Genomic DNA, 16,666 nt, shown 5'->3' with positions numbered 1-16,666 from the left:
CACTCATTTGGTCTGTTCGTTAAAGCCCGGCCAAGCTCGCCTTGTTTCCGGGCTTTCTTTTTTGCGCCTTTTTTGCGGGTTATCGGCCTGGCAAGGCAATTTATCTATACAGCGAGGGCACTTTTATGGACTTAATGCAAAAACTCACCATCCTTGCCGACAGTGCAAAGTACGATGTGGCCTGTACCTCCAGCGGCTCCCGCCGGGGCGGTGCAGCCGGCAGTTTGGGCAGCACCAGTGCCCCCGGCATCTGCCATACCTTCTCTGCGGATGGCCGCTGTGTCAGTCTGTTGAAGGTGCTGCTCACCAACATCTGCGCCTACGACTGCGCCTACTGCGTCAACCGCTGCTCCAACGATGTACCTCGAGCAGCCTTCACCCCTCAGGAGCTGGCAGAGCTCACCATCCAGTTTTACCGGCGCAACTACATTGAAGGGCTGTTTCTATCCAGTGCGGTACTGGTGGACCCAAACCACACCACCGAGCTTATGATTAAAACCCTCCGGCTGCTGCGTCAGCAGTACCGTTTTCGGGGCTACATCCACGCAAAGGCCATTCCCGGTGCAGACCCAGCACTCATCCACCAGCTGGGGCTTTTGGCGGACCGCCTCAGTGTAAACATCGAGCTGCCCAGCTCTGCCAGTTTGCAAAAGCTTGCGCCGGATAAATCCAAAACCTCCATCTTTACCCCCATGCGGCAGATTGCCCAAACCCATACCCAAAGCCGGCAGGAATTGGCCCTCTACCGTCATGCAGCCAGCTTTGCCCCAGCGGGGCAAAGCACCCAGATGATTGTGGGGGCCACACCGGAAACCGACCGGCAGATTCTCATGCTTACCCAGGGGCTGTACCAGCAATACGGCCTGAAACGGGTGTTCTACTCGGCCTATATTCCGGTATTCGGGGACAGCCGCCTTCCTGCGCTGGATACAAAACCGCCCCTGCTGCGGGAGCATCGCCTGTATCAGGCAGATTGGCTGCTGCGATTCTACGATTTTACGGCGGAGGAAATCCTCACCGATGACACCCCAAACTTTGACCCTGCTCTGGACCCCAAATGCAACTGGGCCCTGTGCCATCTGGACCAATTCCCCATGGATGTAAACCGAGCCAGCCTGTCCCAACTGCTGCGGATTCCCGGTGTAGGCCCCAAAAGTGCCCGGCGCATTGTGAAAGCCCGGCGCCAAGGCCAGCTGGGGCTGGAGGAACTGCGCCGCATGGGCGTAGTGCTCAAACGAGCCCAGTATTTTATCAGCTGCAAAGGGTTTTCCGGGGCCAAAAGCTTTGGCCGCAGAGCCATTGCCAGTGCCCTGGTGGACCCTGCGGTCTTTTCGGCTTCGGCCCAGCAGCTCAGTCTGTTTGCGCCGGAGCCAGCCCACCAGCTGGTGCAGGGGGGCACAAACCCCGTTTTGGCAGCTGCCATTCTGCGAGAGGAGGCCATTTCATGCATCGAGAAGCGGATGTAGTCTATCGGTATGATGGCAGTTTTGAGGGGTTTTTGTGCTGTGTATTCCATAGCTTTGAAACCCGCCAGCTGCCCTTTGACATCCTCACCTTTCAGGAGCCTGCTACCACCCTGTTTCCGGAACAGCACATCTCCACCGACTCTGCAAAGGCCCGCCGGGTCAGTGTAAGCCTGCCTAAAAAGCTGGGCCCCAAAGCCCGCCGGGTGGTGGCCACCGCCTTTTTATCCGGCCGTCCCCAAAAGGATCTGCTGCTCCTTCGTTTTTTGGTCTTTGCTTACAGCACCGGCCCAGCCGCCTTTTCCATGGCGGGCCATGCACTGGTGGCTCCGGTTCTTGCCATGGAGCAGGAGGTAAGCCACGAGGCCCATCTGTTTACAGGCTTTGTGCGTTTTCAGGACTACGGGGAGTTTCTGGGTGCCACCATCGCCCCCAAACACGCCGTTCTGCCCCTGCTGCGGCGGCATTTCTGCCAGCGTTTTCCCAGTGAATCCTTTTTAATTTACGACCAAACCCACTGTGCGGTGCTGCTTCATCAGCCAGACCGCACAGAATACGCCGTACTGGAACAGGCTCCCGTCTTTCCCTCTCCCTCCCAGCAGGAGCTTGCATGGCAATCCATGTGGAAGGAGTTCTACCGGGCCATTGCCATTCCCCAGCGGCAGAACCACACCCTGCGCCGCAGCCATTGCCCCAAACGCTTTTGGTCCAACATGACGGAACTCGCCCCCGAGTTATAGCAATGTTCCCCTTAGCTGCCTTGCACCTATTGTTTCATCCAAAAAACGGCCTTGCCCTCATTCCCAGGGGCAAGGCCGTTTTTTAATGTTTCACCGTCCGGTTGCTGCGCCGGTGCAATCTTCCGGCAACAAAAGCTGTAAGGGATTTTCAAGCCATCTTCTCCCTCTTGCCCTTAAAGGCAGCGGGCATTCCCCGGCTTTCCTGCCCAGTGCGCTCTACTTTTCCACAACAAAAGACCCGGCCTGTGGAAAATCCACCTGCCGGGCTTATTTTTAAGTTAAAATCTGGTTATACCAGTAGAATCCCAGCCGTTACAGCTGCCATTCTTTGGCCTTGGCCAGCAGTGCATCCCTGGTGTTCTCTACCCGGCCTTCCACTACTTCGTGGAGCAGCCATTCCAGCAAATTGCTGGTGGAGGGACCAGGCTGCGCCAGTCCGGCGGTCAGCAGGTTGCCGCCGGTTACAGCCAGCTGATTAACTGCCCAGCATCCGCCCTGGGCCTTTATCTCCTGCAACTGGCTTTCAAATTCCTCCAGCTGGTCTGCCTTGCCATGGCGGGCGTCAATATCAGCCCGCCAGATGTCCACCAGGTTGGAAAGCTGCTCCGGCCCCAGCTGCTGGAGCCAGCGGGCCACGCTTACCCTGCCGGGAGCAGGCCGCACCCCATGGAACCGAATCAGCTGGCAGATGCATTCCCTGCTCTTGCGATCCATCTTTAAGCGGCGCAGAATACTGTCCGCCAGCTGGGCGCTCACCTCCGCATGGCCCACAAACAGGCTGCACGCACCCCGCTGGCTTTCGGTGCAGTAGGGCTTACCCAGGTCCCGCAGCAGCATAGCCCAGCGCACCTGGGGCAGGTTCACACTGTATTCCAGGGTTTCTGCGGCATGCTGCCACAGATTCTGCTCTCCTTCTTCCCTCTTTTGCACAAAGTCCAGTGCTGGCTCAATTTCCGGCATCAAGCAGGTAAGAATCTCCCCGTTTTCTGCCACCACCTTGCTGGCTGCCTTGCCGCACAGCAAAGCGGTAAGCTCCCGCACACTGCGCTCTGCTGCCACCCAGCGCAGGGCATGCCGCTGCTCCAAAGCTGCCTGGTAGGTTTCTTCCTCAATGGTAAAGCCCAGGGTAGCTGCAAACCGCAGCAGCCGCAAAATCCGCAGTCCATCCTCCTGAAAGCGTCGGCCAGGCTCTCCCACACAGCGCAGGCGGCCCGCTTTCAAATCCTCCTGTCCTCCAAAGGGGTCAATGATGGTTCCATCCGGGTCCATGGCCATGGCGTTGATGGTAAAATCCCGCCGGGCCAAATCCTGCTCCAGACTGTCCACAAAAGTTACCGAATCCGGCCGGCGGTGGTCCTCGTAGTCTCCCTCCTGCCGGTAGGTGGTCACCTCGTAGGTCTCATTTTCCGCCAGCACCGTAACCGTACCATGCTGAATGCCGGTTTCCAGCACCTTATAGGTTCCTGCAAAGCATTCCTTTACCTGCTGGGGCAGGGCATTGGTGCACAAATCCCAATCGGTGGGCCGCTTGCCCAGAATGCTGTCCCGCACGCAGCCGCCCACAGCCCAGGCTTCAAAGCCCCGGTCGCTGAGCATCCGAATCAACCGGGCAGCCATGGCCGGCATGGTGGGCATCTCAATCTGCCGCTCCCAGGCCAGCCGTTCCACCAGCGCAACATCCGCCGGGCAGAAGGTATAGTCTTTTAGCTCCGAGGGTGCCACCCAACGGGCATCTGTATGTACATTCAGCTGCATTTCGCCCCCGGTCACACGGCCATTAAAAAAGGTGAAGCCCAGCTTGCGCTCCGGGTATTCGTACTCCGTTTGGGCATATACAGGCCCCAGGGTAATATCCAGCGAAAGTTCCTCTCTGCATTCCCGCACGGCTGCCTGGGCCGGCGTTTCCCCCTGCTCCACCTTGCCGCCAGGCATCTCCCACAGGTGGGCGCAGCTTCCGCCCTCGCCCCGTTTACAAATCAGGATTTTTCCTTCCTCATCGGTCAAAATCACGGCTGCTACTTGTGTCATACCTTGCTTCCTCCCTCTTGTTCCTGATAGGCTTTCCAGCATTCTTCCAGACTGGAAACAGTGTCGCCAAACTCCAACCCGCAAGCCCGGTACAGCTTGCCGGTATCCATGCTTAAATTGCGCTGTCCCTGCTCCTGCCAGCGTTCTTCATCCGGCTTGAGCAAGGCCTGCGTCCGGGTGTCTGCTCCCATCCGTTCCAGGCACATCAACCCGCTGGCATAGGTGTTCAGGGGTGCTTTCGCCCCCAGATTGTACACCCCTCCAGGCAGCTGGGTTAGTGTCTCCATGGCCTGCACAATGGGCTGCACCCAGGTAATGCCCCGGTACTCCCGCACTGCCAGCTGAGGCAGCGGTTCTTTGTGCTCCATTACCTGCTGCAGCAGCCCCCAAAACCCCGGCGAATCCTTCAGTCCCGGCCGGTTCCAGTCATACATCCAGGTAGCTCGCAGGCAAACTGCATCCGGGCAGGCCTCCAGCACCAGCTGTTCGGCCTCCAGCTTGTGACGGCCATACACCGTGGGCGGATGGAGTACCGTCTCCTCCGCAATGGGGCCTTGCTGGGTCACCCCTGCATACACCTGGTCAGAACTAAAAAACACCAGCTTTGCCCCTGCCTTCTTGCAGGCATTGGCCACCACCTGGGTAGCCTGCACATTAGCCTTAAAGCTTTCCAGGGGATTCTGCTGGCAAAGCCCTGTATTGGAGAGGGCCGCTGTATGAATCACCAGCTGCGCCCGATGGTAAGCCAGTGCACTTTCCACCTGTTCCCGGCTGGTCAGCTCCACCTGGCTATGACTGGGGCCTTCAATATCCCATTGATTCCGATAAAAATGGGCCAGGCGGCTGCCCACAAATCCCCTTGCGCCGGTCAAAAACACCCGCCTCATGGCACACCCCCCAATACTGCCCCAATTCCCAAATCCACAGTCGCAACCCGACCGCAGTATTCCTCGGCCAGCTGGTGGCAGGGCTTGGGTGCATGAAAGGTCACGGTCAGCTCTGCCCGCACTGCTCCGGGGGCAGCCCTCCCGGTGTCCGCCTCCAGGCCGCTGGGCAGATCCAGAGCCACCACGCTGCCGCCGGTGTGATTCATCAGGTGGCAGGCTTTACGGCCCACTTCCTGCATCTGCCCATGGAACCCGGTGCCATACAGGGCATCCACCACCAACTCTGCACTGCGCAAAAAAGCAATGTCATCTGGGCTGCAGTGTTCCAGTTCCTTCACCGGTACCCCTGCATTCAGGGTTCTGTGCCAGTTGTATACAGCATCCGGCGTAACCGGCTGGCCCTGGGCCAGATACACCCGCACTTTTATACCGGCACGGGCCAGCCGCCGGGCCACCACCAGCCCGTCGCCTCCATTGTTTCCCTTACCGCACACCACTGCGGCTGTTTTGGCATGGGGCCACTGGGCCAAAATCTCCCGGGCCGCTCCGTGGCCTGCCCGGCGCATCATCTCCCGGTAGGTCAGGCCCGCTTGGTTGGCACGCCGTTCCAGTTCCTTCATCTGTGCTGCTGTCACAACCATCCTTCACTCGCCCCTTTCCCTATCGCAAAAAGCCACCAGGCACCCTAAGGCCAAGCCGTTCGGGCTGGCTCTGCCGCTGGTTTGTATGTTTATTATAGCACGAACCCCCGCCACTGTCCGATGGATTGGGCCGATTTTATACATTTTTAAAAAAATTCACAGCCAAAGGGCCAGCCTCCGGCTTATGCAAAAGCACCCGCAGCGCAGGTAGTTGCCCTTTGCGCTGCGGGTGCCTGTTATTTGTATAAAAGACCAATTACCGTTCCTCACGGAAATAATTGTTGCCCAAAAAGGCCGGGATATGTGCGCCCTTGCTGCCCCGCATACTGGTAACAATCAGCACCAGTGCCGTAATCAAAAAGGGCAGCATATCAAAAAAGGCATCGGGCAGGCCCACCATAAAGCCAACCTTGTAGTATTTAAGCACCCGCAGGGCACCAAACACAAAGCTGCCCAAAATGGCCATGTGGGGCTTCCAGGCAGCAAAGATAACCAGTGCCACCGCAATCCAGCCAAGGCCATTTACGCTGTTGGAAATCCACACGCCGCCGTTGATAATCATGCCGCAGTAGGCACCGCCCAGGCCGCAGATGCCGCCGCCCAGCAGCAGGTTGATGTACTTCCAGCGGGTTACCGGGATGGAAGCCGCATCCGCTGCGCCGGGGTTTTCGCCAATGGCCTGCACATTCAGGCCGGTTTTGGTGCGGTACAGGTAGAATCCAGCCACCGCAGCTACTGCAATTCCCAGGTAGACAAAGGGATTGTAAGAGAACAGCAGCTCGCCCACCACAGGCAGGTCACTGAGCACAGGGATGTGAATGCTGCGCATCTGTGCCGTTACATTGGCAGGCAGTTTCAGGCTGCTTTCGGCAGAGCGGCCAATCATATACACACCCACAAAGTTGGAAAGACCCACACCAAAAATGGTCATGGCCAAACCGGCCACATTCTGGTTTGCCATAAAGGTTACGGTGAGCAGTGCGTAAATCAAAGCCGCCAGCATACCTGCTGCAAAGGCGCACAGCAGCGCCACAGCAAAATTATCGCTCATGTAACCGCCCATAAACCCTGCGCAGGCACCAATGGCCATCATGCCTTCCACGCCCAGGTTCAGGTGGCCTACTTTTTCGTTCAGGATTTCACCCACGGTACCAAACAGCAGGGGTGTGCCCGCACCGATGGCGGCCACCAAAAACTTAATGAACATCTCCATCAGTGCTTACCTCCCTTTTTGCTGCGGCCCACAAAGGAGTACCGCACAAAGAACTCGCTGCCCAAAATAAAGAACAGGATAATGCCCTGCAGAACATCGGCACAGTCCGAAGAAAGACCATAGGCAGACTGCACCACGCTGGAGCCTTTTTCCAGCACACCAAACAAAAAGGACACCACCAGAATCATAGCCGGGTTCAGCTGGCACAGCCAGGCAATGATAATGCCGGTAAAGCCAACACCGCCGGCCACACCCATGGAAAGGGTCATGTCGCTGCCTGCCACCTGGCACACGCCGGCAATGCCCGCAATAGCGCCGGACAAAAACATGGTGCGCATAATCACTTTTTTTACATGAATACCGGCATAACGGGCGGTGTCCTGGCTTTCGCCCACCACGCCAATTTCATAGCCCTGCTTGGTGCGTGTGAGGTAAATCCACACCACTGCCACCAGCACCAGCATAATAATCCAGCCAAAGTGCACACCCAGCACCTTGTCCAGTGCTGCGTTTTTTGCAAAACGAGCAATCTTGGAAAAACCATTGGCCGCCGGGTCTCGCCAGGGGCCGGCCTGTAGGTAGGAAACCAGATGCAGCGCAATGTAGTTGAGCATCAGGGTAAGCAGGGTTTCGTTGGTTCCCCACTTCACTTTAAAAGCCGCCGCCAGCAGGCCCCACAAGCCGCCGCCTAAAGCACCGGCCACCAGCATAACGGCCACCAGCACCCAGTGGTTCCAGTGGGAAAAATTCAAAGCAAAATAGCTGGCAAAAACGGCGCCCATTATCAACTGGCCCTCACCGCCGATGTTCCAGAACTTCATCTTAAAAGCCAGGGTAACCGCCAGTGCGCAGATGCACATGGGGATGGTAAATTTGATAGTGGCCTGCAAGGCCATTTCACTGCGGAACGCACCCTCCAGAATGGTGCCATACACCGCAATGGGATTGTAGCCGATGGCCCACACAAACAGGCCGCCTGCCAGAATGCTGCACAGCACTGCCACCACCCGCAGCAGAACCGTTTCCTTGGTGCTGCGTTCTGCATGCTTTACCACATGCAGCAGCGGCTCCTTGCTTACTTTTGCGCTCCCGGTCATTGGTCCTGTTCCTCCTTCAGCTTTTCTTCCTCGGTCATCTCGCCGGTCATCATCAAACCAATCTGCTCTTTTGTCACCGTCTTGGCATCCACCACGCCGGTTACCTTGCCATGGCACAGCACCAGAATCCGGTCGCACAGCTCCATCAGTACATCCAAATCCTCGCCAATAAACATGACCGCAACGCCTTTTTCCTTCTGCTGGTTGAGCAAATCATAAATCATGTAGCTGGAATGAATGTCCAAACCACGCACCGGGTAAGCGGTAATCAGCAGGTTGGGGCCAGATTCAATCTCACGGCCCAGCAGTACCTTCTGCACATTGCCGCCGCTCATCAAGCGAACCGGCGTCTCAATGCCCGGCGTCACGATGGAAAGCTTTTGCACCAGCTTTTTGGCCAGCTCCCGGGCGGGGGCACGGTCCACAAAGGGGCCTTTGCCGTTGCGGTAGCTTTTCAGCAGCATATTGTCGGTCATGCCCATGCTGGCTACCAGGCCCATGCCCAGGCGGTCCTCCGGCACAAAGCTCATGGAAATGCCCAAATCGATGATGGCCTCCGGGCTTTTGTTCAGGATATTTTCCTTTTTGTACAGCACTGCGCCTTCCTTGGCAGGCAGCAAGCCCGCAATGGTTTCACACAGTTCCTTCTGACCGCTGCCTGCAATGCCTGCAACGCCCAAAATCTCGCCGGACCGGATGGTAAAGCTCACATCGTCCAGCCCCTTGCTGCCATCGGGCTTTTCCACCGTCAGGTTTACCACCTTCAGCACGGTGTGTACATCCTTGGGCTGGGGCCGATTGATGGAAAGGCTCACTGCATGGCCCACCATCCGCTCGGTCAAGCCTTCGGCGGTCATGCCCTCTGTGTTTACGGTTTCCACCGTTTTGCCCTTGCGCAGAATGGTTACCCGGTCACTGATGGACAAAACCTCGTTCAGCTTATGGGTAATGATAATCACCGCACAGCCCTGGCTGCGCATCTGGCGCAGAATGGCAAACAGTTTTTCGGTTTCCTGGGGGGTAAGCACCGCGGTGGGCTCGTCCAGAATCAGGATTTTGGCTCCCCGGTACAGTACCTTCAGGATTTCCACCGTCTGCTTTTCCGAAACACTCATCTCGTACACCGGTTTTTCCGGGTCGATTTCCAGGCCATAGCTGCTGCACAGCTGCTGTACACTCTGGCGCAGCTGTTTTTTGCCAGGCAGCTTGCCGGGGGTACCCAGCACAATGTTCTCCATGGCAGTGAATACCTCCACCAGCTTGAAGTGCTGATGAATCATACCAATGCCCAGGTTCTGGGCATCCATCGGGGAGCTGATGGACACCGGTGCATCGTTCACATAAATCTGGCCCTTATCCGGGTGGTAAATACCACTGATCATATTCATCAGGGTGGTTTTGCCGCTTCCGTTTTCCCCTAAAAGTGCCAGAATCTCGCCGTAGCGTACCTCCAGTTCAATGCCATCGTTGGCCACAACGCTTCCAAAGGTTTTGGTAATGCCGCTGCACCGGATGGCGCTCTTTCCTCCTGCCATGGACTTCCTCCTTGCTGTTTTGCCCGTCTTGGGTATTCCATCAAAAAAAGGCGGTCAGATAGGACCGCCTTTTTTTTGCGCTCATGGCCGATTCAATGCTCAGGCCTGTTCTTTTACATTGGAAACATACCAGTTGCAGCTGCCGTAGTCGGCACCTTCCAGGGTATGGGTCTGGCCCTGATTGTCCACAATTTCGGTCTTGCCATCAAATACATCCCATTCGCCAGAGATGATTTTTGCCTGTACCTCTGCAATCTTTTCGGCAGTGCCCTCTGCTACCAGGTCGGTGTTCAGGTCAGACAGAGTCACAAGGCCGTCGGCCATGTCGCCAAAGTAGTTGTCCATCTTGGTACCGGCTACCCAGGTGCCGTCGATGATGTTCTGCACAGCCTGGGTGTAGTATACGCTCCAATCCCACATAACGCTGGTCAGGGTTGCGTCGGGTGCATCCTTGCTCATATCGCTGTTATAGCCAATGCCCCAAACGCCCTTGGCCTCAGCAGCCAGCTGGGGGCCTGCGGTATCGCAGTGCTGGCCAATTACATCGCAGCCGGCAGCCAGCAGAGCCTCGGCGGCCTGCTTTTCTCCTTCGGGGTCAAACCAGCTGTTGGTTACCTTTACAAACACCTCAGCATCGGGGTTTACGCTGGCAACACCCATGGCAAAGGCATTGATGCCGCTGGTAACCTCGCCATTTTCCTTGCCCATGGCAGCCACATAGCCAATTTTGTTGCTCTCGGTCTTAAGGCCAGCTGCAATGCCGCTCAGGTAACGGGCCTGGTAGATGCGGCCAAAGTAGTTGTTAAAGTTAGTGCCGTTGGACTTATAGCCGGTGCCGTGGCTAAAGAATACCTCGGGATACTCCTCGGCCAAAGCCTCACAGGTATCCATATAACCCCAGCTGGTGGCAAAGATAATATTGCAGCCTTCCTCAATCAGCTCGGTCATGGCATTTTCCACAGCGGCAGCGTCGGTGTCGGAGATGTTGATTTTTTCCACCAGCTGATCCTCGCTCAGCTGCAAGTTTTTCATCATGCCCTGAATGCCCAGCTCGTGGGTGTAGCTGTAACCGGTGCCCTCAGCAGGGTCAGACAGATGTACCACGCCAATTTTGAGATCTTCCTTAGCCACGCCGCCAGTGGTGGAAGCCCCTGCGGAAGTACCAGTGCTGCCTGCATTTGCAGCCGAAGAACCTGCGGATGCATTGCCGCCGCAAGCTGCCAGACCCAAAGCCATGGTAATTGCCAAAACGGCACTCAGAATCTTTTTCATGTAAAAAACTCCTCCTCAAGCTGGTTGAAACAACTTGGCAGAAACGGTGGATTTTGTCATTGCTAACAAATTCCAGCACAGCTCCCTGCCGGATACAGTTCCATTGTAACGACGAAAAACCGGGTTTGCAACCGTTTTTCACATCTTCGGCAACATCCACTAGGGTCCGCACAATTTACACAATTATTTTTGTTTATCCAGTCCAACAAAAACGCCCATAAACCGGCCTGTAAAGCCATTTTATGGGCGTTTTTACCTCTTCAAAAGTCATACTTTACACTTTGTGAAAGGTGGATTTTTGTGCAAATTCTGTGCTTCCTTCAAAGCTGTTTCGGTGGCGCATCAGCTGCCACAGCATACAGCAGGAGGCTGCCAGCAAAACCAGCTCGCACAGCGCAATGTTTGTCTGTGCCAAAATTGCTGCCACGGTATTAAACAGGGTGTGGGCTGCCACTGCGGCCAGATAAAACAGCGCACTGCCCTTTCGCAGCCCCCAAAAAACCAGACCGGTGGCAGCCAGATGAAAGCCTAAAGCGCTCACCCGCTCCAGCAGCCCCCAGGCAATCAGGCCGGGTGTTACGGCGTTCATCTGCTGGGTCATGAGCTGCAGGGTAGCTGCATCTACCCCCACCGAAGCGGCCTGCTCCGGGTTGGCAATCACCCAGCACGCCATCATATTGTTCAGGTGGCCAAATCCAACCAGAACCAGCATTTCACACAGGCCGTGGCCCAGGCCGTAGTTTACCACATCCAGCCCATCGGGCAGTCTGCGCAGCAGCTTTCCCCCAATCAGCCGGGCGGTCTCCTCAAACAGGCCGGCGCTCAGCCCCCCCACCAGCAGGATATACAGCATCGGGTAACGATTGGCCCAAACACTGAACCGCACCGAGCTTTGCAGCAAAGACAGCAACGGAATACGCAGTACAATCTGGCATAAAAAGAACCCGGCAGCACCAATCAAAAAAGCATCCATCCGCAAACGCTTTTTTAATCCCAGCAAAGCCACCGCCACAAAAGGTACCACAATGCACACCAGTGCCGCAACTCCAAACCAGAAAATCTTCTCCTCCACAGTGCATAACCCCTTTTTCACTTGCATTCTTCCCCCTGCCTGGCCATTCCCCGCCAGACAGAGGTGCGTTTTTCATCCTTTTTTAAAAATAACTGCGAATCTGGAATTTATCCTTCTTTTCCACCACTTCTTCCACCAGGTTTTGGTGTTCCTCATCCCAGTGTACGGGGGTAGCTTCGTTGCGGGTAAGCCGCAGCAGCTCCTCCACCCGTTTTGTTTCCTCCGCCGTGTACAGCAGGTACGAAACACCCTCCCGCTTGGCACGGCCAGTACGGCCAATGCGATGGGTATAGTGCTCGTTGGCGCCAGGTACATCGTAGTTGATTACCGCATCCACATCATCCACATCAATGCCCCGTGCCGCAATATCGGTGGCCACCAGTACCGCCAGCTTGCCTTCCCGGAAGTTTGCCATAATGGTATTACGCTCCCCCTGGGAAAGATCGCCGTGCAGGCAATCCACCACAAAATTGAGCCGTGCCAGCTGGTTGGTCAAAATTGCGGTGGTAAACTTGGTGTTGCAAAACACCATCACCCGCTTGTAGCCGCCGCTCAAAATAATCTGGGCCACATCGGCCAGCTTATTGCGGCCGGTGGTCAGCAGCTTGTACTGGTGGATTTTGGGCTGGCTTTCCAGCACAGGCTGCACGCTGATTTCCTGGGCATCCCGCTGGTACAGCCAGCCGATGTCCATTACCTCACGGCTGATGGTTGCACTGAACATACACAGGTTTTTGCGGGCTTTCATCTGGTCGATGATTTTGCGCACATCCTTATAAAACCCCATGTTCAGCATCTCGTCTGCCTCGTCCAGCACAATGGTGCTAACCTTTCGCACATCCATGGTTTTGTGCTGGATGTGGTCCAGCAGGCGGCCGGGGGTGGCCACCACAATCTGGCAGCCTTTTTTCAGCTTTTCCACCTGGCGCTGGATGTTGGAACCGCCGTACAGGCAGGCAATTTTCACCTGGGGCAAAAAGTGCGCCAGCTCCTTCAGTTCCTGGGCAATCTGCTGGGCCAGTTCCCGAGTAGGGGCCAGCACCACGGCCTGGGGCACAGCCTCCTCCTTGTTGATGCGCTCAATCAAAGGAATGCCAAAGGCACAGGTTTTGCCGGTGCCGGTGGGTGCTTTGGCGGTTACATCATGGCCGGCCATCATCAGGGGAATGGCCTTTTCCTGTACTTCGGTCATCTGGGTAAAGCCCATGCGCTCCACGGCCTGCAAAAGCTCCGGGCTGGCCTTCAATTCACTGTATAACATCTGGTTTCTTCTCCATTTCTTGTTGCCTTGGTGCACCGCTGGCCTTGAGCAAAGTCCCCAGGGACAAACTGCTTAAACTTCACTTGGCTGGTGCTGTTGTTTTTATTATAGCATAGCCACCCTGCAAATGATATGATGGATTGCTCCATTTTTAAAGGGCTGTCACAGCCCACCGCCTTTTTGCAAAGGGCGTACACAGCAAAAAGGACCCTCCCAGTTGGGAGGGTCCTTTGCATTGCTTTGCAAGTGCTTACAGAGTGGAGATATCAATCAGTTCCACATCTTCCAGGCTGGCCCCGCTGCGCAGGGTCTCCACCAGTACCTTGGCGGTATCGATGGCGGTCAGGCAGGGAACGCTCAGCTCCACAGCCTTGCGGCGCATCTTTACGCTGTCCAGGTCGGGGTCACGGCCCTTGTCGGAGGTGGAAATCACATAGTCCACCAGGCCGCTTTCCAGCAGGTTCAGAATATTGGGTTCTTCCTCGCCAATGCGGCGCACGGTGTTGCAGGCAATCATGTTGCTGTTCAGTACCTTGGCGGTGCCGCTGGTGCCGTACAGCTTGTAACCCATGGACTTAAGCTGCCATGCAGTGTCCAAAATTTCCAGCTTGTCGGCATTCTTTACGGTAATCAGGCAGCAGCTGCCGGGCTTGGGTTTATTGAACTTGTAACCGGCACCCACCAGACCCTTCAGCAAAGCATCGCTGAAGTTGCGGGCAATGCCCAGCACCTCGCCGGTGCTCTTCATCTCAGGTCCCAGCTGGGTGTCCACGCCGTGCAGCTTTTCAAAGCTGAACACAGGCACCTTAACAGCCACATAGGGTGCGTCGGGCCGCAGGCCGGTGCCCCACTCCATATCCTTGAGCTTCTCGCCCAGCATGCAGCGCACTGCCAGCTCTACCATGGGTACGCCGGTCACCTTGCTGATGTAGGGCACGGTACGGCTGGAACGGGGGTTCACCTCGATGACATATACCTGGTTGTCGTACACCACATACTGGATGTTCACCAGGCCCACCACCTTCAGCTCACGGGCCAGACGACCGGTGTACTCTACCAGCATCTGCTTGATTCGGGGAGAGAGGGAACGGGGGGGATATACGCTGATGGAGTCGCCGGAGTGGATACCTGCACGCTCCACATGCTCCATCATGCCGGGAATCAGGTAGTCCTCGCCGTCACAGATGGCATCCACTTCGCACTCGGTGCCCATCAGGTACTTGTCCACCAGCACGGGGTTTTCCATGTCGGTGTTCTGGGCAATAACGCCCATGTACTCCACCACATCCTCAGGGCAGTAGGCGATGATCATGTTCTGACCACCCAGCACATAGCTGGGACGCAGCAGCACAGGGTAACCCAGCTGGCTGCCGGCTTCCAGAGCCTGCTCGGTGGTGAATACGGTCAATCCCTTCGGACGGGGAATTCCGCACCGCTCCAGCAGCTCGTCAAAGCGTTCCCGGTCCTCGGCCTCGTCAATGGCATCGGCGGGGGTGCCCAGCAGTTTTACGCCCAGCTTGGTCAGGTGCTTGGTGAGCTTAATGGCAGTCTGGCCGCCAAACTGCACCACGCAGGCCCAGGGCTTTTCGGTTTCCAGAATGTTCTCCACGCTTTCGGGGTCCAGCGGGTCAAAGTACAGACGGTCGCCGGTGTCGAAGTCGGTGGAAACAGTTTCGGGGTTGTTGTTGGCAATTACAGCCTCGTAGCCAAACTTTTTCAGGGTCCACACGCAGTGCACGCTGCAATAGTCGAACTCGATGCCCTGACCAATGCGGATGGGGCCGGAGCCGAACACCAGCACCTTCTTTTTGTCGGTGGGGTGCTCCTCAATAAAGCGGGCAGCCTCGTTTTCCTCGTCAAAGCTGGAGTAGAAGTAGGGAGTGCGGGCTGCAAACTCGGCAGCGCAGGTATCTACCATCTTAAAGCCAGCACGCAGACGGGCAGGCAGCTCGCTGCCGCTGATGCGGGCAATGGCCTTATCGGTAAAGCCCTGACGCTTGGCCAGCTTGTACAGCTCCATGCTCATCTCACCGGCTGCCAGACGCTTTTCGGTGTCGGCCAACTTTGCCAGCTTGTGCAGGAACCAGTGGTCGATTTTAGTAACAGCGTAAATTTCATCAAAGCTGATGCCGCGCTTGATGGCCTCAAACACCACAAAGCTGCGGTCGCTGTCGCACACATGGAGCTTTGCACGGATTTCTTCGTCGGTGCATTCTGCCAAAGCGGGCAGGTCCATGGTATCCAGACCCAGCTCGATGGAGCGCACAGCCTTCATGAGGGCTTCCTCAAAGCTCTGGCCAATGGCCATAACCTCACCGGTAGCCATCATCTGGGTGCCCAGGTCCTTCTTTGCATACACAAACTTATCGAAGGGCCACTTGGGGAACTTTACCACGCAGTAGTCCAGGGCAGGCTCAAAGCAGGCGCAGGTCTGGCCGGTGATGTCGTTGGTGATTTCGTCCAGGCTGTAACCGATGGCAATTTTGGTTGCCACCTTGGCAATGGGATAACCGGTAGCCTTGGAAGCCAGTGCAGAGGAACGGCTTACACGGGGGTTTACTTCGATAACAGCGTACTCAAAGCTATCGGGCTTGAGGGCAAACTGGCAGTTGCAGCCACCTTCAATGCCCAGCTCGGTGATGATGCGCAGGGCACTGGAACGGAGCATCTGATACTCCTTGTCGGACAGGGTCTGACTGGGAGCCACTACGATGGAGTCACCGGTGTGTACGCCAACGGGGTCGAAGTTTTCCATGTTGCAGACGGTGATTACATTGCCCTTTCCGTCCCGCATTACTTCGTATTCGATTTCCTTCCAGCCGGCAATGCACTTTTCAATCAGTACCTGATGGATGGGAGAAAGACGCAGGCCGTTGGTACCAATTTCCCGCAGCTGGGCCTCATCTTCACAGATGCCGCCGCCGGTGCCGCCCATGGTGAAGGCGGGACGCACGATTACGGGGTAGCCGATTTGCGCAGCAAACTCCAGAGCGTCGTCCAGGTTTTCTACCACCTTACTGGGGATGCAGGGCTCGCCCAGCTTTTCCATGGTGTCCTTAAACAGCTGGCGGTCCTCTGCACGGTCGATGGTGTCGGGCTTACAGCCCAGCAGCCGCACGCCCTCCTGCTCCAAAAAGCCTTCCCGGGCCAGGGTCATGGCCATGTTCAGGCCGGTCTGGCCGCCCAGGTTGGGCAGAATGGAGTCCGGCTTTTCCTTCTGGATGATGCGCTTGATAACCTCGGGGGTCATGGGCTCCACATACACCCGGTCGGCAATGTTGGGGTCGGTCATGATGGTAGCCGGGTTGGAGTTCACCAGCACTACCTCAATGCCTTCTGCCTTCAGGGCACGGCAGGCCTGGGTGCCGGAGTAGTCGAACTCGGCAGCCTGGCCAATGATGATGGGGCCGGAGCCGATTACCAAAACTTTTTTAATGCTTGTATCCTTGGGCATGGC

Annotated in this window: 12 protein-coding genes; 2 read left to right on the top strand and 10 right to left on the bottom strand. The window is 56.5% G+C overall.

What is annotated here, in order from left to right; all coding sequences use genetic code 11:
* The first annotated feature begins 125 nt into the window (after positions 1-125).
* On the top strand, positions 126-1,466 hold the full coding sequence (locus ACH2EM_RS00735) for a putative DNA modification/repair radical SAM protein (protein WP_395150117.1): 1,341 nt from the start codon (positions 126-128) through the stop codon (positions 1,464-1,466).
* Positions 1,445-2,203 (top strand): TIGR03915 family putative DNA repair protein, encoded by a 759-nt coding sequence (locus tag ACH2EM_RS00730; RefSeq protein ID WP_395150116.1) that lies wholly within the window; start codon positions 1,445-1,447, stop codon positions 2,201-2,203. The genes ACH2EM_RS00735 and ACH2EM_RS00730 overlap by 22 nt, the downstream gene beginning before the upstream one ends.
* A 312-nt stretch (positions 2,204-2,515) precedes the next feature.
* On the opposite strand, the gene ACH2EM_RS00725 is transcribed toward ACH2EM_RS00730, so the two are convergent.
* The 10 genes from ACH2EM_RS00725 to carB all read right to left on the bottom strand — a co-directional run bounded on the left by ACH2EM_RS00725 (position 2,516) and on the right by carB (position 16,663).
* Positions 2,516-4,231 (bottom strand): CCA tRNA nucleotidyltransferase, encoded by a 1,716-nt coding sequence (locus ACH2EM_RS00725; RefSeq protein WP_395150115.1) that lies wholly within the window; start codon positions 4,229-4,231, stop codon positions 2,516-2,518.
* On the bottom strand, positions 4,228-5,118 hold the full coding sequence (locus ACH2EM_RS00720) for an SDR family oxidoreductase (protein WP_395150114.1): 891 nt from the start codon (positions 5,116-5,118) through the stop codon (positions 4,228-4,230). Before ACH2EM_RS00720 ends, ACH2EM_RS00725 begins: the two co-directional genes overlap by 4 nt.
* Positions 5,115-5,759: an NAD(P)H-hydrate epimerase gene (locus tag ACH2EM_RS00715; RefSeq protein WP_395150113.1), complete on the bottom strand. Its 645-nt coding sequence runs from the start codon at positions 5,757-5,759 to the stop codon at positions 5,115-5,117. The genes ACH2EM_RS00720 and ACH2EM_RS00715 overlap by 4 nt, the downstream gene beginning before the upstream one ends.
* A gap of 256 nt (positions 5,760-6,015) precedes the next feature.
* Positions 6,016-6,972, bottom strand: a complete 957-nt coding sequence (locus ACH2EM_RS00710; RefSeq protein ID WP_395150112.1) for an ABC transporter permease — start codon at positions 6,970-6,972, stop codon at positions 6,016-6,018.
* On the bottom strand, positions 6,972-8,069 hold the full coding sequence (locus ACH2EM_RS00705; RefSeq protein WP_395150111.1) for an ABC transporter permease: 1,098 nt from the start codon (positions 8,067-8,069) through the stop codon (positions 6,972-6,974). Before ACH2EM_RS00705 ends, ACH2EM_RS00710 begins: the two co-directional genes overlap by 1 nt.
* On the bottom strand, positions 8,066-9,604 hold the full coding sequence (locus ACH2EM_RS00700) for an ABC transporter ATP-binding protein (protein WP_395150110.1): 1,539 nt from the start codon (positions 9,602-9,604) through the stop codon (positions 8,066-8,068). Before ACH2EM_RS00700 ends, ACH2EM_RS00705 begins: the two co-directional genes overlap by 4 nt.
* Positions 9,605-9,703: 99 nt before the next feature.
* Positions 9,704-10,876 (bottom strand): BMP family ABC transporter substrate-binding protein, encoded by a 1,173-nt coding sequence (locus tag ACH2EM_RS00695; RefSeq protein WP_395150109.1) that lies wholly within the window; start codon positions 10,874-10,876, stop codon positions 9,704-9,706.
* Between the two features lie 274 nt (positions 10,877-11,150).
* Positions 11,151-11,948, bottom strand: coding sequence for a YhfC family glutamic-type intramembrane protease (locus ACH2EM_RS00690; RefSeq protein WP_395150108.1), 798 nt, complete (start codon positions 11,946-11,948; stop codon positions 11,151-11,153).
* 82 nt (positions 11,949-12,030) lie between these two features.
* A complete protein-coding gene (locus ACH2EM_RS00685) occupies positions 12,031-13,209 on the bottom strand; it encodes a DEAD/DEAH box helicase (RefSeq protein WP_395150106.1) in 1,179 nt (392 codons plus the stop codon).
* 250 nt (positions 13,210-13,459) lie between these two features.
* On the bottom strand, positions 13,460-16,663 hold the full coding sequence (gene carB, locus ACH2EM_RS00680) for a carbamoyl-phosphate synthase large subunit (protein WP_395150104.1): 3,204 nt from the start codon (positions 16,661-16,663) through the stop codon (positions 13,460-13,462).
* Between the last annotated feature and the right edge of the window lie 3 nt (positions 16,664-16,666).

Origin of the sequence: uncultured Allofournierella sp., from assembly GCA_944382705.1 — a bacterium.
Classification (GTDB): Bacteria; Bacillota; Clostridia; order Oscillospirales; family Ruminococcaceae; genus Allofournierella.
This window is presented reverse-complemented; position numbering and strand designations above follow the sequence as displayed.

What these genes read in the sequence shown, in the direction of transcription:
- ACH2EM_RS00695 (WP_395150109.1), bottom strand. Translation starts at nt 10,876, where the DNA reads ATGAAAAAGATTCTGAGTGCCGTTTTGGCAATTACCATGGCTTTGGGT.
- carB (WP_395150104.1), bottom strand. Translation starts at nt 16,663, where the DNA reads ATGCCCAAGGATACAAGCATTAAAAAAGTTTTGGTAATCGGCTCCGGC.
- ACH2EM_RS00720 (WP_395150114.1), bottom strand. Translation starts at nt 5,118, where the DNA reads ATGAGGCGGGTGTTTTTGACCGGCGCAAGGGGATTTGTGGGCAGCCGC.
- ACH2EM_RS00725 (WP_395150115.1), bottom strand. Translation starts at nt 4,231, where the DNA reads ATGACACAAGTAGCAGCCGTGATTTTGACCGATGAGGAAGGAAAAATC.
- ACH2EM_RS00715 (WP_395150113.1), bottom strand. Translation starts at nt 5,759, where the DNA reads ATGGTTGTGACAGCAGCACAGATGAAGGAACTGGAACGGCGTGCCAAC.
- ACH2EM_RS00735 (WP_395150117.1), top strand. Translation starts at nt 126, where the DNA reads ATGGACTTAATGCAAAAACTCACCATCCTTGCCGACAGTGCAAAGTAC.
- ACH2EM_RS00700 (WP_395150110.1), bottom strand. Translation starts at nt 9,604, where the DNA reads ATGGCAGGAGGAAAGAGCGCCATCCGGTGCAGCGGCATTACCAAAACC.
- ACH2EM_RS00705 (WP_395150111.1), bottom strand. Translation starts at nt 8,069, where the DNA reads ATGACCGGGAGCGCAAAAGTAAGCAAGGAGCCGCTGCTGCATGTGGTA.
- ACH2EM_RS00730 (WP_395150116.1), top strand. Translation starts at nt 1,445, where the DNA reads ATGCATCGAGAAGCGGATGTAGTCTATCGGTATGATGGCAGTTTTGAG.
- ACH2EM_RS00710 (WP_395150112.1), bottom strand. Translation starts at nt 6,972, where the DNA reads ATGGAGATGTTCATTAAGTTTTTGGTGGCCGCCATCGGTGCGGGCACA.
- ACH2EM_RS00685 (WP_395150106.1), bottom strand. Translation starts at nt 13,209, where the DNA reads ATGTTATACAGTGAATTGAAGGCCAGCCCGGAGCTTTTGCAGGCCGTG.